This is a genomic window from Tenacibaculum sp. Mcav3-52, assembly GCF_022347665.1.
Classification (GTDB): Bacteria; Bacteroidota; Bacteroidia; order Flavobacteriales; family Flavobacteriaceae; genus Polaribacter; species Polaribacter mesophilus.
In genome coordinates, this window is the sequence record NZ_JAKRGE010000002.1 from 491626 (window position 1) to 506592 (window position 14967).

Annotated in this window: 18 protein-coding genes; 11 read left to right on the forward strand and 7 right to left on the reverse strand. The window is 33.2% G+C overall.

The window, feature by feature from the left end; all coding sequences use genetic code 11:
- Positions 1-44 precede the first annotated feature (44 nt).
- The 6 genes from MHM83_RS08220 (at position 45) to MHM83_RS08245 (ending at position 5429) form a co-directional block, all read left to right on the forward strand.
- Positions 45-1967 carry a CocE/NonD family hydrolase gene (locus MHM83_RS08220; RefSeq protein WP_239179181.1) on the forward strand — a complete coding sequence of 641 codons (1923 nt, stop codon included), beginning with the start codon at positions 45-47 and terminating at the stop codon, positions 1965-1967.
- Positions 1968-2087: 120 nt separating this feature from the next.
- Positions 2088-2405: a DMT family transporter gene (locus MHM83_RS08225; protein ID WP_159489803.1), complete on the forward strand. Its 318-nt coding sequence runs from the start codon at positions 2088-2090 to the stop codon at positions 2403-2405.
- Positions 2406-2436: 31 nt separating this feature from the next.
- On the forward strand, positions 2437-2955 hold the full coding sequence (locus MHM83_RS08230; RefSeq protein ID WP_239179183.1) for a DUF4833 domain-containing protein: 519 nt from the start codon (positions 2437-2439) through the stop codon (positions 2953-2955).
- Between the two features lie 156 nt (positions 2956-3111).
- Positions 3112-3261 carry a hypothetical protein gene (locus MHM83_RS08235; RefSeq protein ID WP_239179185.1) on the forward strand — a complete coding sequence of 50 codons (150 nt, stop codon included), beginning with the start codon at positions 3112-3114 and terminating at the stop codon, positions 3259-3261.
- Positions 3262-3459: 198 nt separating this feature from the next.
- Positions 3460-4320 carry a helix-turn-helix domain-containing protein gene (locus MHM83_RS08240; protein WP_159489797.1) on the forward strand — a complete coding sequence of 287 codons (861 nt, stop codon included), beginning with the start codon at positions 3460-3462 and terminating at the stop codon, positions 4318-4320.
- An 89-nt stretch (positions 4321-4409) separates the two neighbouring features.
- The gene (locus tag MHM83_RS08245) at positions 4410-5429 is read left to right on the forward strand and encodes an alpha/beta hydrolase family protein (protein ID WP_083574762.1); all 1020 of its coding nucleotides are present in this window, start codon (positions 4410-4412) and stop codon (positions 5427-5429) included.
- A 149-nt stretch (positions 5430-5578) separates the two neighbouring features.
- Here MHM83_RS08245 and aat read toward each other — a convergent pair whose 3' ends face one another.
- Together aat and MHM83_RS08255 are read right to left on the reverse strand one after the other, a co-directional pair.
- Positions 5579-6202, reverse strand: a complete 624-nt coding sequence (gene aat / locus MHM83_RS08250; RefSeq protein ID WP_159613492.1) for a leucyl/phenylalanyl-tRNA--protein transferase — start codon at positions 6200-6202, stop codon at positions 5579-5581.
- A gap of 281 nt (positions 6203-6483) precedes the next feature.
- Positions 6484-7863, reverse strand: a complete 1380-nt coding sequence (locus MHM83_RS08255) for a short-chain fatty acid transporter (protein WP_159613490.1) — start codon at positions 7861-7863, stop codon at positions 6484-6486.
- Positions 7864-7929: 66 nt separating this feature from the next.
- Here MHM83_RS08255 and MHM83_RS08260 point away from each other — a divergent pair, with 66 nt between their 5' ends.
- The 3 genes from MHM83_RS08260 (at position 7930) to MHM83_RS08270 (ending at position 10464) form a co-directional block, all read left to right on the forward strand.
- A complete protein-coding gene (locus MHM83_RS08260) occupies positions 7930-9486 on the forward strand; it encodes an NAD(P)/FAD-dependent oxidoreductase (RefSeq protein ID WP_239179187.1) in 1557 nt (518 codons plus the stop codon).
- A gap of 81 nt (positions 9487-9567) precedes the next feature.
- Positions 9568-10203 (forward strand): YqaA family protein, encoded by a 636-nt coding sequence (locus tag MHM83_RS08265; RefSeq protein WP_047788676.1) that lies wholly within the window; start codon positions 9568-9570, stop codon positions 10201-10203.
- A 12-nt stretch (positions 10204-10215) separates the two neighbouring features.
- Positions 10216-10464 (forward strand): DUF1456 family protein, encoded by a 249-nt coding sequence (locus tag MHM83_RS08270; RefSeq protein ID WP_047788507.1) that lies wholly within the window; start codon positions 10216-10218, stop codon positions 10462-10464.
- Positions 10465-10703: 239 nt separating this feature from the next.
- Here the strand turns inward: MHM83_RS08270 and MHM83_RS08275 are convergent, their stop codons facing one another.
- A complete protein-coding gene (locus MHM83_RS08275) occupies positions 10704-11069 on the reverse strand; it encodes a DUF3127 domain-containing protein (RefSeq protein ID WP_047788508.1) in 366 nt (121 codons plus the stop codon).
- Positions 11070-11076: 7 nt separating this feature from the next.
- Positions 11077-11937 (reverse strand): flavin reductase family protein, encoded by an 861-nt coding sequence (locus tag MHM83_RS08280; protein WP_239179189.1) that lies wholly within the window; start codon positions 11935-11937, stop codon positions 11077-11079.
- 75 nt (positions 11938-12012) lie between these two features.
- Here MHM83_RS08280 and MHM83_RS08285 point away from each other — a divergent pair, with 75 nt between their 5' ends.
- On the forward strand, positions 12013-13161 hold the full coding sequence (locus MHM83_RS08285; protein WP_239179191.1) for a sensor histidine kinase: 1149 nt from the start codon (positions 12013-12015) through the stop codon (positions 13159-13161).
- Here the strand turns inward: MHM83_RS08285 and MHM83_RS08290 are convergent.
- The 3 genes from MHM83_RS08290 to greA all read right to left on the reverse strand — a co-directional run bounded on the left by MHM83_RS08290 (position 13158) and on the right by greA (position 14325).
- On the reverse strand, positions 13158-13343 hold the full coding sequence (locus MHM83_RS08290; protein WP_239179193.1) for a hypothetical protein: 186 nt from the start codon (positions 13341-13343) through the stop codon (positions 13158-13160). The two genes, MHM83_RS08285 and MHM83_RS08290, sit on opposite strands and share 4 nt — an antisense overlap.
- A 13-nt stretch (positions 13344-13356) precedes the next feature.
- Positions 13357-13749 carry an HIT family protein gene (locus MHM83_RS08295; protein ID WP_047788512.1) on the reverse strand — a complete coding sequence of 131 codons (393 nt, stop codon included), beginning with the start codon at positions 13747-13749 and terminating at the stop codon, positions 13357-13359.
- A gap of 102 nt (positions 13750-13851) precedes the next feature.
- Positions 13852-14325: a transcription elongation factor GreA gene (gene greA, locus MHM83_RS08300; protein WP_125068825.1), complete on the reverse strand. Its 474-nt coding sequence runs from the start codon at positions 14323-14325 to the stop codon at positions 13852-13854.
- Positions 14326-14519: 194 nt separating this feature from the next.
- Between greA and MHM83_RS08305 the strand changes: the two genes are divergently transcribed.
- The gene (locus tag MHM83_RS08305; protein ID WP_239179195.1) at positions 14520-14930 is read left to right on the forward strand and encodes a Rieske (2Fe-2S) protein; all 411 of its coding nucleotides are present in this window, start codon (positions 14520-14522) and stop codon (positions 14928-14930) included.
- The last annotated feature ends 37 nt before the right edge of the window (positions 14931-14967 follow it).

Genomic DNA, 14967 nt, shown 5'->3' on the forward strand with positions numbered 1-14967 from the left:
ATTGCTGTTATTTTTATACTTTTATTATACATCAACAAAACCAAATGAAAAAAAACTTAATTCTATTCTTTATAGTTGCAATTTCATTTGCTAGTTGTACTAAAAAAACAACAGTAAAGAAAACTGAAAAGAAAGAAAACACTTACGTTAAAGACCATTACACTAAAAAAGAGGTGAAAATTACAATGAGAGATGGTGTAAAACTACACGCCACTATTTATTCACCAAAAGACACTAGTAAAACCTATCCTATTTTACTACAACGTACTCCGTATAGTTGCCAACCTTATGGAGAAGATAAATTCAGAAAAAAAATTGGTCCAAACCCAGTTTTAATGAAAGAAGGAAACATCATAGTATATCAAGATGTTCGCGGACGTTGGATGAGTGAAGGAGTGTATGACAATATGCGTGCTTATATTCCGAATAAAACAGAAAAACAAACCGATGAAACTACCGATACCTATGATACTATTGATTGGTTAGTTAACAATGTAGCAAACAATAACGGTAAAGTTGGTACATGGGGAATTTCATATCCAGGTCATTATGCTACAGTTTCAACCATTGATGCACATCCTGCTTTAAAAGCTGCTTCACCACAAGCGTGTATTGGAGATTTCTTTTTTGACGATTTTCATCATAACGGAGCTTTTTTATTAAGCTATTTCAAAGCTATTTCTTTATTCGGAACTTACAAAGATCAACCAACTGATTCTGCTTGGTACTCATTCCCTGATATGAAAACTCAAGACCAATATCAGTTTTTCTTAGATAAAGGACCTCTTAAAAACTTAAACGAATATTTTCAATACGATAAATTAGATACCAAAGTTGCCGATAACAAAGAGCGTATTGATGATTTCTTTTGGAAGGAAATTGTAGAACACCCTAATTACGACTCGGTATGGCAAAGCAAAGGAATCATTCAACATTTAGATAAAGTTCCTTCTACAGTAGCAACAATGATTGTTGGAGGTGAATTTGATGCAGAAGATTTGTACGGGCCTTTAGAAACTTATAAAAACATTGAAAAAAATCAACCAAACAACTATAATACAATTGTTTTTGGACCTTGGGATCATGGCGGATGGTCTAGAAATAAAGTAGCTAACAAAGTTGGTAACTACTACTTTGGAGATTCCATCTCTTTAAAATTCCAAAAAGAAGTAGAAACAAAATTCTTTAACCACTTCTTAAAAGGTGATGGTTCTAAAAACTCAGGATTACCAGAAGCCTATGTTTTTGATACAGGTAAAAAAACGTGGAAATCATACGATGTATGGCCACCAAAAAATGCTCAAAAACAAACTTTTTTCTTATCTGATGATCAAGAATTAACAGCAGAGCAAAAAGGAAACAATAAAATTAGTTTTATCAGTGATATTAAACGTCCTGTGCCTTATTCAGAAGATATCAAAACGGTATTTACTCCGCGTAAATATATGACAGATGATCAGCGTTTTGCTGCTCGAAGACCTGATGTATTGGTATTTGAAACAGAGGTATTAACAGAAGATTTTACCCTTGCTGGTGATATTTTAGCAAAGCTACAAGTAGCTACTACAGGTTCAGCAGCCGATTGGATTGTGAAGATTGTTGATGTACATCCTGCTGATTTAAAAAACGACAACAAAGAAATGCAATCACATTTAAAACTAAGCAACTACCACTTAATGGTACGTAGCGAAGTAATGCGTGGACGTTTTAGAAATAGTTTTTCAAATCCAGAACCTTTTACACCAAATAAGAAAACAGCCGTAAATATTAAACTACAAGATGTTTTCCATACGTTTAAAAAAGGACATAAAGTGCAAATACAAGTACAAAGTTCTTGGTTTCCTTTAATTGATTTGAATCCGCAAACCTATGTAGATAATATTTACAAAGCAGACGAAAAAGATTTTAAAACACAAACACACTCAGTATTTACCGATTCTAGTATAGAATTTACAGTGTTAAAATAACAACAAACTTTTTTCTATTTAAAAACTCACAACACTTAAGTATTGTGAGTTTTTTTTATTTTAGAATTTATAACTCTAAATAACAATACGTACCTTTATCTTTAAATAATAATGTATTTTATGAACTGGATTTATTTAATTATAGCTGGTATTTTTGAAATAGGATGGCCTTTAGGCTTAAAGCTTTCTCAAAACGTTCAATATAAATTCTTAGGCATTTGTATGGCTATTATTTGTATGGCTACCAGTGGATATTTTTTATGGTTAGCTCAAAAAACAATTCCTATGGGAACAGCTTATGCTGTTTGGACAGGTATAGGCGCTGTAGGCACTTTACTTGTTGGTATTATATTTTTAGGAGACTCAGCCAACATTTGGCGTCTTATTTCTGCATCATTAATTGTATTTGGAATAGTAGGACTAAAACTAGCCAATTAAATTATTATTTTATTCTCAAAAAAAACTAACTGTGCCTAAAAAATATTTTTTCCTTCTTTTTTTAAACATTCATTTTATAACATACGGACAAGAGAATTACCCTTTTCCTCCTAAAAACTCTAATAGCCTTTTTTACATACAACACAGCAATAATTTTAACACATATGTATACGATGTTAATCTTAAAAACTCTAAGTTAAACACCAAAAAGCCTATCAAAGAATACAGAATACTATATACCAAAAATGCTGAAGTTAAGCCTCTAACTCCAACACAAAAAAGGCTTGCTTATGGTATGGTATTGCTTAATGCAGATGATAATTCTTTTAAATTTAGGCTAGCTGCTTCTTCAAAACTTGTTTTTAATTTAGAGAAAAAAAACAATCATTACAAAATTTTTGTAAACCATAATACAACAAAAATATACCTAGACAGAATGTTCTTAAATATTAATGGAACTGGTTTAAGTACTGAAATAAAATCGGTTATTCTTTACGGAAAAGACTACAATACCAATAAAAAAATTGAAATTAAAGTTGAAGACTTTTAAACGATAAAACAATCTTATATAAATCTAGACACAAAAATTGATCTTTGAGTTTAATTTAAAATACTAGGTGATAATCCCTCCTGTTAGAACTTTTTAACGCTACTACAGGAGAGGTGATTCACACCATTCATTCGGGCAGTATACAAATGCTGACCGATGTATAACTGGAACCTACCTCAAACGGTGATGGAAGCAAAACCTGACCCTGCTTATTCTACTTGGGGTGGTGGCTCTGGTGTCGTAGTAGTTTACGGAATAGCCAAACCTGCTCAAACTCCGCTTGCTGGTCCTGTGAGTGCAGTATAAAATTTATAATACTAAATAAGCGTCTTTAAAACAGACGCTTATTTCTTCAACACTTTTTTAGATTCTTCTTCTCTTTTATCTTTATATTTGGATAAAATAGCACGTATATATATAAACAAGCTTGCGGTAATTTCGGAAAACATCTAAAATTTAGTATTTTTCTTCAAAAAAAGACAAATCCTTATTAACAAAAAACTATTGAACCAAAAATATAACATACCAGATTTTGCTAAATATCTAAATATAGATAGCCCAAAAGACGAAGATATTTTAATGGTTCTCTATGATGATAAAAGTAAAGTTCCTCTTAAGTCTGAACCAATAAAAATAGACTTTTACCTTTTGGCTATAAAATTGGATTTTGACGAAAGTATTAATTACGGACAAACAAACTTTGACAAAACAGACTCACTTCTTTATTTTGATGCACCAAATAATAATATAGAATGGGATTTGGAAAAACCTATGACTGGTTATAACATCTTAATCAGCTCTAATTTTTTCGACAAATATGCAAAGCGATATAGTTTTATGCACTACAATAATCACGAAGCTTTGTTTGTAAGAGATGAAGAGAAAAAAATTTTATTAGATTTATTTGAAAAAGCATACTCTGAATACAATAAAACACAGTTTTCAAAAGAGATTATAACATCGTATGCTAATTTAATTTTAACGTATATTGAAAAGTATTATAAACGACAGTTTGATACAAGAAGTTCATTATACAACAAAGTAGTAGCCGATTTTCACAAAAATTTAGATGCGTATTTTAATGATGCTACAGAAATCAAAAAACTACCAACTGTAAGTTATTTTGCAAACAAATCTAATCTCTCTTCAAATTATTTTGGGGATTTAATTAAACATTTCACAGGAAAATCAGCTCAAAACTATATTCAGCAATACATTTTACAGATTGCCAAATCAAAATTAAAACAAACAACACTTTCAATAAGTGAAATTGCTTACAGTTTAGGTTTCGGTTATCCAACTTATTTCACTCGATTTTTTAAAAAAGAAGTCGGTGTAACACCTACTATTTTTCGCAATCAGTAATTTGTTTCAGTCTTCAAGTAATCTGTTTTAGTACTAAACAGATATCTCACTGTAATTTTGTTGTATTATTAATTTAAAATTAAAATACAATGGAAAATCAAGTAAATTTTGCAGGAAGCGAAAGAGCTTCAACTCATAAATCAAGAATGTCTAAAGAAAGAATAGAAAATGCTATTAAACAGTTAAATGAAATTTCAGAAGCAGATTATGAGAAAGTAATAGGATTGGCTAATGTTTGTAAACCCTTTAGAAGTGTAATTCATAAAACACCAGACGACTATGGAATGACAGATTGGGAAGATGTTTTCCTTAAAGGTGTTGATGGTGTGCCTTTAGATGGTTGGTACATTCCTGCAAAAGGCGGAGAAAGTAACAAATTAGTAATCTTCAACCACGCATTACCTATGTGTCGTTCAGGATTTCAAGGGCATTTTGGTTTACCTTTTAGTGGATACGATAATGTTGAGATTGACTTTGTAGTACAAATGAAACATTTAACAGATGCTGGTTATAACGTATTGGCTTATGACATAAGAAATCACGGAAGGAGTGGCTCATCTAACAATGGAATAAGTGGAATAGGTCAATTAGAATGGAGAGATTGCGTTGGTGTAAAACAATATGTAGACAATCATCCAAGATTAAGCAAAATGAAAGTTGCTCTTTATAGCCAATGTATGGGAGGAAATTCACAGTACGAGGCAATTAGTCGCTACCCTGAATTATTTGAAAATGTAAAATGTATGGTAAGCCCAATGGTGGTATCTATGAGAGCTATCTACGAAGCTTTTTCTGGACTACAAGGTGTAAGTCAATATTTAGATTTGGTTGACTTCGAACTATTAAAAATGGGAGGATGGTTAATGGACGAAATGACACCACATACAGCAGCACCAAATGTAAAAATGCCAGTATTTATGATACAAGTAAAAGACGATGCTTGGACTAAAAATCCTGAAGATGGACAAAAAACTTTTGACCTTCTTGGTAGTAAAGAAAAGGAAATCCATTGGATTGAAAATACGCCTTTTAGATTTAAAGATGGTTACAATTACTTTGGTAGAAATCCCGAAAAAGTTCTTTCGTTCTTGGATAAGTATATGAACTAAATTAATAGGCGAAAAAAACTACCGCCAACAAAACGTATAAGCAATAGCGGTTCGGGTGACAACTCGAATCGCTATTTCATTTTAAAAAGATATATTACATTCCGAAAAGTAGTTGCGTAAAACCCGCTACTACTCATACACAAAACCGTTCACAACCACCTCAAAAACTCCTCTCTGGAAATTTCTCTCGCGCCTAAACTTGCTAAATGGTCATTATATACTTGACAATCGATGAGTTTGTAACCTCCCTTTTGTGCTAAATGGATAAAAGCTACTTTACTCATATTACTTACTTTGCTAAACATACTTTCGCCACAAAACACCCCATTTCCTAAATCTACTCCGTACAAACCTGCAACTAGTTTGTCATCTATCCATACTTCAATAGATTTTGCATAGCCTTTATCGTGTAAATTAATATAAGCATCTTCCATTTCATCGGTAATCCAAGTACCTAATTGATCAAAACGATTGATGTGTCGGCAATTAAAAATCACCTCGTCAAAAGCCTTGTTTTCCGTTATCGTAAAACCACCTTTTCGTAATACCTGTTTCATTGATTTGGAAATCTTCACTTCCTCAGGAAACAACACCATACGCTCCCATGGAGAATACCAAACAATCGGCTCCCCTTCATTAAACCACGGAAAAATTCCATGTTGGTAGGCATACACCAATCGTTCAGCCGATAAATCACCGCCCAAAGCTAGTAAACCATCATCAGTAGCCAACTCATACGGAGGAAACTCTATTTTTTCAGAAAGCCAAATCATTCGTTATATTCTTTTTTACAAAAATACTATATCCGTGAATTCAACATCAACGTTTTATTAATAAAACAAAGTATAGTCACCATCAGCGAAGATCGCTGACGTTTCCTCAACATAACGGAGCCATCAGCGTGACGTGCTGGCGTTTCCTCAACACAACGGAATCATCAGCGTGACGCGCTGGCGTTTCCTCAACACAACGAAACCATCAGCGTGACGCGCTGACGTTTCCTCAACACAACAAAACCATCAGCGTGACGCGTTGACGTTTCCTCAATAAACTCTTAAAACAAGGTAAGTCCTAATAAATAAATTACGCTACCTACCACCATTGCAATTAACGTGTAGGGTAAAATTTCTTTTGCTTTTAGTTTCGTAATTCCTAATAAAGGTAATGCCCAAAAAGGCTGTAACATGTTAGTTATTTGGTCTCCGTATGCTAGTGCCATAATTGCTTTAGGCAACGGAACCCCTAATTTTAATGCACTTTCTACCACAATAGGTCCTTGTACAATCCACTGTCCTCCCCCACTCGGCACAAAAACATTAACCAAACCTGCACTAAAAAACGTAAATATGGGTAAGGTCGTTGCAGTTGCTATCGACACGAAAAAGTCAGAAATTAAAGTAACCATTCCCGTACTTTTCATCACGCCCATAATACCAAAATACAACGGAAACTGAATTAAAATTCCAGATACATCACTAATCGATTCTCCCACAGCATTGGTAAACTTTTTAAAACTTCCGTGTAGTATAATTCCTAATCCTAACATAAAAAAGTTAATTAGGTTAGGCGTAATTTTTAACTGCTGAATGTCTGCCCAATAACGATAACCAAACGCCACTAAAATCAACACACCAAAAGCAATGGCTAACCATTGAGAACTATCCAATCTTTCTGCTTGTGTACTAACCTTTTCATCGGTATGCATCTGATATTCTGGTAAATTAATCGCTGTAGGAGCTGCTTTCTTTCCTAAAAAATAAAAGGTTGCCGATACCGCCGCTACTACCACGAAAAAAATTAGCAAATTCCACCAACTAAAAATCGTTTGAGAATAATCAATCACATCAGGTATTTGAGCTAAAACCTCATCCGAAGAAACCGATTGCATAATACTTTTAATATGTCCGCTTTCGTTAATTTTTATGGGTGCAGAACCTGAAATTCCACCATGCCAAACCATCAATCCCATATAACCCGCCGCTCCAATAATTGGATAATTTAGTTTGATATTGTGTTGTTGCGCATGTTCTGCTACTTTACGCGCCAACAAAGCACCAAAAATGAGTCCTAGCCCCCAATTAAAAAAAGCTACCAACATGGTAGTACAACTTACAATAGCTGCGCTGTTTGCTGTGTTGGTACAGAATTTTGTTACTTTTAAAATTAAATTACTCACAGGCTTACTCAACACCAACACATGCCCTAATACCAAAATCAACATCATTTGATAGGCAAAAACAAGTAATCCGTTAGACCAAATTCCGTTTTCCCAAAATTGTAACACCTCTAAAGAATAATTAACCACAGAACTTTCTTCTGGTTTTGTAAAAAACAGTGCTAATAAAAGAGTTAACAGTGTTAATAATATAGCGATGGTAAAAGGTGAGGGTAAATATTTTTTAAAAACATTTTCTATAACCTGCGTAATCTTCATTGTTTAAAGTTTGATTTGCTAAAAATAATCAAATAGAATAAATAGTTTTTTACCTAGTTTTGCAATATGGTAAAAGAACTTCAATTACGTGTTAATTTAGTAGAAGAACGCAAAGACAATATTTTACAGCTAAAAGCTGCTAAAAAGCTAGGTATTAGCATTGCTGATATTACTAGCGTAAAGGTGTTACGTAAATCGATTGATGCACGTAAAAAGGAAGTTATCTTTAATTATAAAGTAGCGGTGTACATTAACGAACCGCAACCTGATACTCCTGATTATATTTTTGAATATCAAGACGTATCAAATGCGAAAGAAATTCATATTGTAGGTTTTGGTCCTGCGGGAATGTATGCAGCACTTCGCTGTATTGAGTTAGGCTATAAACCTATTGTACTTGAACGTGGTAAAAATGTACAAGATCGTCGTAGAGATTTACGTGCTATTAATCAATTTCATGAAGTAAACCCAGACTCTAACTATTGTTTTGGTGAAGGTGGTGCAGGAACGTATTCGGACGGAAAGTTATACACCCGTAGTTTAAAGCGTGGTGATGTTCGTAAAATATTTGAAAATTTAGTATATCACGGTGCTACCGATCAAATTTTAGTAGATGCACATCCGCACATAGGAACGAACAAACTTCCGAAGATTATTCAAAATATTCGCGAAACGATTTTAAAACATGGGGGTGAAGTTCATTTTGAAACCCGTGTGACCGATTTTATCGTTAAAAACAATAAACTACAAGCTATACAGTTACAAAACGGGACTGAAATGTCTGTAAATGCTGTTGTTTTGGCTACTGGGCATTCTGCAAGAGATATATACGAACTATTGCATAAAAAAGACATTTTGCTAAAAGCGAAATCGTTTGCTATGGGAGTTCGTGTAGAACATCCGCAAGAAATTATCGATCAAATTCAATATAGTTGTTCAGGTAAACGTGATGAGTTATTGCCTGCTGCTGCGTATAGTTTAGTACACCAAGTAGGAAACCGTGGAGTGTATTCATTCTGTATGTGTCCTGGTGGATTCATTGTTCCTGCGGCAACTGCTAATGGTGAAGTGGTGGTAAACGGAATGTCACCATCGCGTCGTAATAACAAGTTTGCCAACTCGGGTATTGTCGTTGAAATTAATGTTGATAAAGATTTACCTAAGTATGAAAAATACGGAGTTTTAAAAGGCTTACAATATCAAAAAGATTTAGAAAAGTTAGCCTTTAATGCAGGAGGGAAAAGTCAGGTTGCTCCAGCGCAACGTTTAACCGATTTTGTGGAAGGTAGATTGTCTTCTTCTTTAAATGACTGTTCGTATCAACCCGGATTAAATTCTTCTCCGCTACATTCGTTACTTCCTAAATTAATTGGAAGCAGATTGCGTAAAGGTTTTGCGGCTTTCGGACAAAAGATGCACGGGTATTATACTGCGGAAGCAAACATTGTTGGGGTGGAATCTAGAACCTCATCGCCTGTAAATATTCCTAGAAAAGAAAACCTTGAGCACCCACAAATTGAAGGGCTTTTTCCTTGTGGTGAAGGTGGTGGTTATGCCGGTGGTATTATTTCAGCTGCTATGGACGGTGAACGTTGTGCTGAGGCTGCTATTACAAACCTGTAATAATTAACAACTATTTGTTAGTGTAATTTCTAATTACCTCGTACTTTTGCTATTCCTAAAAATTAGATGCTTTTTTTAGCGATGAGTAAAAAGAATAAAAAAAATAACAAAAAGAAAATAGATAAACCGCATTATAAACGTTTACACAACTATTATAATCGCACTGGTTTTTATATGTTTATATGGGTAAGCTTAAAAAAAGCTTTCTGGCCAATTGTAGGCGTTATTGTAGGGTTATTATTATTTAACAAGTATGTTTATAATATTAACGATGGTTTACAAACCATGACCGAAACCTTTTCTAGAACAGGAGTTTTAATTACTTTTTTTATCTCTGAAACAATTTTAGGTTTAATTCCGCCAGAGATTTTCATCGCTTGGTCTAAGAAAACTGAAGATCCTATTGTAAATATTTCTTTGTTAGCGACACTATCTTATTTAGGAGGTTTGTGTGCTTATTTTATAGGAAGAGCTTCTTTAAAGATTGACTCTGTAAGAAATTATTTAGAGGTTAAAATGGCTAAAAACCTTAAAAACACAAGTAAATGGGGAGGTTTTTTAATTTTGGTAGGTGCACTATTACCACTACCCTTTGCCATTAGCTGTTTAACTGCTGGTATGATTAAATATCCTTTTAAAAATGTAGTTTTTGTAGGCTTATTTCGTTTTGCTCGTTTTGCTATTTATGCATGGGCTATTTTTTCAGTAGTAAATTAACTTAAAATAATTATGGGACTAACTAACAACGATATTTTTAAAAAGCTACGAGTAGCACATAAATTAAGAGATACTGATATTATTGACATCTGCGCTTTGGTAGATTTTAAAGTTTCTAAATCGGAAATCAACGCTATTTTTAGAAAAGAAGATCACCCTAAGTATATGGAATGTGGCGATCAGTTTTTACGTAACTTTTTAAACGGATTAATCATTCATTTAAGAGGTCCGATGCCTGAAAAAAAGCCAACAAAAAAGTAACCACACCACTAACACTTATAATTAAAAAACCTTCTGATTTAATATCAGAAGGTTTTTATTTTCCCCTTAAATTTTTCAATCAATAATTATTTATTGAATGATTATACTACAAATATATGACTGATTTTTAACTTATTAAAAGGGATAACCGTAAGTAAATATGTAGTTTTCCGCAAAACATAAAAAGAGCGCAAAATTTGCGCTCTTTTTTGTTGTATTCATATTTTTTCTAAGTATTCTTAGAAAGGTAGGTCATCTGGTTCGTTTGCAGATAAATCTGGAGCTGGTTCAAATTGATCAGCAGGTGGAATGTTTTGAGGAGCTGCTTGTGCTAAGTTTTCAATTCTCCATCCTTGAACAGAATTAAAGTATTTTGCTTCTCCTTGTGGGTTAATCCATTCTCTTCCTCTTAAATTAATAGAAACCTTTACATCTTGCCCTACTTGATAATTATTTAATAAATCACATTTATCTTGAATAAACTCAATCATTATCATTTGTGGGTACTGCTCATCAGTAGTTACAACCATTTCACGCTTTCTAAATCCGTTAGATCCAAATGTTTGCGTTTCGTTAATTAATTTGATTTTCCCTATTACTTCCATTTCTTATCTATTTAATTAAAAGTACCTTCCAAGCACTTTCTACATCATTGTTTTGTAAATACTCTTGTGCAAAAGTATGTTTTTTTTCAGTTGAAATACCCACAAATTGTGAATGTTCTTTTGCAAAGTTATTAACAGCTTCTTCTGTAGGTAGCTGTTCTACATTACCTAACATACCTAAATTATTTCCTGTTAACACACTACTATTTCTTATTTCAGCAGGTATTTGGTCTACTCCAACTCCTAAGGTAGTTAGTGGTTTTGGTATTTCAAAAAAGCCATCTCTGGCTCTACTGTAATAACTCCCTCCTGCTCTGGCTACTAAATCTATTTTATGTTGATCTATACTACCATCTTCTGCTAACACATTTTCGTTTACGTGTAGTTTTACTACTTCACACACAATTAAGTTTCCTGCTCCGCCTTCTTCACCTGTATAAATAATGTCTTTTACTTTACACTCAAATTGTACAGGAGACTCTGCTACTCTAAACGGCTTTACCTCATCTGAAGGTAACATTGTAAAACCAGCTTTTATAAATTCATTAACTCCTTTAGGATACATCGTACTACTCAACGACATTTGCTGAACAATATCGTAATTTACAATATTAATAACCACTTCTCTGGTTGCTTCAGCATTGTCTAACGTATGTTTGGTTTTATTTCCTCTTACACTACGTGCTGGAGAAAAAATCATAATTGGTGGGTTTGCCCCAAATACATTAAAAAAACTAAATGGTGATAAATTTGGATTTCCATCTGCATCTACAGTACTTGCAAAAGCAATAGGTCTTGGAGCTACAGCTCCTAATAAATATCCATGCAGTTTAGAAGTTGGTATATCTTTAGGATTTATTGATAACATTCTATATAATTTTAGTGTAAATATACTACCTATTTATAAATTTAGTTATTCTAGAGAATAGTTTATATTTGATTGATGGCTTTTTTTACAAACACTTATTGGATTAAGCGAATAGCGATTAGTATTTCCTTACTTATCGTTTTATTTATTTTATGGAATACCTATGTGTTTTTTCAAAAATTTAAAAAAGATGAACGCGCTAAAATGGAGATTTATGCTACTGCAATTAAGGAGGTAGCTTCAAACCCTGACTCTAATGGTAGCTTTAATTTAGTAAACAAAGTTTACGAAACCATAGAGAACATTCCTTCTATTTTGGTTGGTAAAGATGGCGAAATAAAACAGTTTCATAACTTAGACTCTATAAAGTCTACGGATCCTAAATACCTTCAAAAGCAATTGAGCATCATGAAAAATCAAAATGAGCCAATTGCGATAGAATACTTAGGAATTAAAGAACATATCTACTATAGAAATTCTGACCTTTTATACAAGCTCAAATACTATCCACTTGCCTTAGTACTAATTTTAGGGTTGTTTCTTACCATCATTTACATGGTGTACAAGTCTAACAAAGTAGCTGAACAAAATAAGTTGTGGACAGGAATGGCTAAAGAAACGGCACACCAAATAGGAACGCCACTTTCTTCATTATTAGGCTGGATAGCTATTTTACGTGCTGAAAATGTAAGTAACGATTATGTTGATGAAATTGAAAAAGATGTGCGACGCTTAAATACCATCGCAAATCGTTTTTCTAAAATAGGATCTCTTCCTGAGTTAAAACCCAATAACGTTGTATCGATTACTAAAACTGCTTATGACTACTTAGAAAATAGAAGTTCTAAACAAATTTCTTTTTCTTTTACTACCGAAACTGAAGAAATCCGAATCAATATAAATACCGAATTATATGGTTGGGTAATAGAGAACTTAATTAAAAACGCTATTGATGCTATGCAAGGCAAAGGAAGTCTATCTGTTAGCATTAGTGAAAGTTCTAAAAATGTAAAAATCTTAATTTCAGATACTGGTAAAGGGATTCCTAAAACACAATTTTCACAAATATTCAACCCAGGATTTACCACAAAAAAACGTGGCTGGGGTCTGGGTTTATCGCTCTCTAAACGTATTATTGAAGATTACCATAACGGAAGAATGCATGTGTTAAAATCTGAACTAGGAAAAGGAACTACTTTTGAAATCTTATTGAATAAGGTTTAACTGTCTCTCTTTAGTTTGTTCATTAAAAAACCGTAAAAGAAGCCTCCTGCTCCCCATATAAGTGCCCCTACAAGCATTCTTTTTAAAGTTATTTCTTCTCCTTCAATCCATGGAAAAATAATCATCATCATTATAAACATAATTACTCCCCAGGCTATCCCTTCTTTTATCCACTTTTTCATAGCTCTTTTTTATTTATTCAAAATTCTTAGCAATCTCTTCTGCTACTGCTACAAACTCTTCGTTTGTCAATTTTTCTTTCTTTACAAATCGAATGTCCTCCATGGTTTGCAACGGAATTAAGTGTACATGTACATGAGGTACTTCTAAGCCAATTACACTCATTCCCACACGTTCACACGGAATTGTTTTCTCAATCGCTTTGGCTACTCTGTAAGAAAAAGACATTAATCCGTCATACTCTTCTTTCGATAAGTCAAATAATTTATTTTCCTCTCGTTTAGGAATTACTAATGTATGTCCTTTTGCATTTGGATTGATATCTAAAAAAGCAAAATAGTTGTCATCTTCAGCTATTTTATACGATGGAATTTCTCCGTTTATAATCTTTGTAAAAATACTTGCCATGTTTTTTTAATTTAATTTTACAGTAAAAGTAAAAAAGAAATCGGGTTCTAGCGAAGCTAAAACCCGAATAAATCTTTACTCTTTTGTATTTGTTTTTTTCTCTTATCGAGAAATCTCCATTACTTCAAACTTCATAATTCCGTTAGGCACTTGTATTTCGGCGACATCACCTACTTTTTTACCTAACAATCCTTTACCTATTGGTGAGTTTACAGATAACTTTCCGTTTCTTACATCACTTTCGCTATCTGCTACTAGCGTATACGTAAACTCCATTCCGTTTACCGTATTTTTAATCTTCACTATCGAGTGGATTAAAATTTTAGAGGTGTCTAACTGACTTTCATCAATAACACGGGCATTAGCCACTACATTTTTAAGCTTTGCTATTTTTGTTTCTAGCAACGATTGCTCTTCTTTTGCAGCGTGGTATTCTGCATTCTCACTCAAGTCTCCTTTATCACGAGCATCTGCAATCTCTTGAGAAACACGTGGTCTTTCTACTTGCTCTAAATGCGCTAATTCTTCTTTAAGTTTCTTTAATCCTTCTTCCGTATAATATGATACATTACTCATCTCTTCTCTCTTTTTAAAATCAACAAACTTTTATACACTTTCTTTAACGTTTTGTAAGAAGCATATAACTTTTCTTCCTATAACCCTGTGGGTTAAATTTAAAAATCTCACGCCGTTAGGAATGAGATTGTCTTACAAATGTACAAAATATTTGTAACTTCGTTGCGTTACAATAACAACTTCTATACTAAAAAATGAAAAAAATATTTTATTTATTTCTTGTTATAATTTGTTTTAGCTGTAGTGATAACACTCCTATTAACAACTGTTTTTCTGGAATAAAAATGAACGCTATTATTGATTTATCACTTCCAGAGTTTAGTGGTTTGTTAGTTCCTGGAGGAGAATCACAAAACGTGATACAAGGGCGAAATGTTTTTATTTTTAGAACAGGAACTTCTGGTTACAGAGCTTTTGACCAACAATGTCCTGAACAAAACTGTAACTCTTTAATGACTTTCAACGGAGTGGAAATAAGCTGTCCTTGCGACAATAAAAAGTATAACTACCTTTCAGGTGGTGCCCCACTAGATGGTGAAGGTTGCAATGCTTTAATGTATTTTGTGACTTCTATTAGTAACAATCAGTTAAGAATATCTCGTTAATACTATTTGTACTAACAATTAGATTCTTATTTTTGCA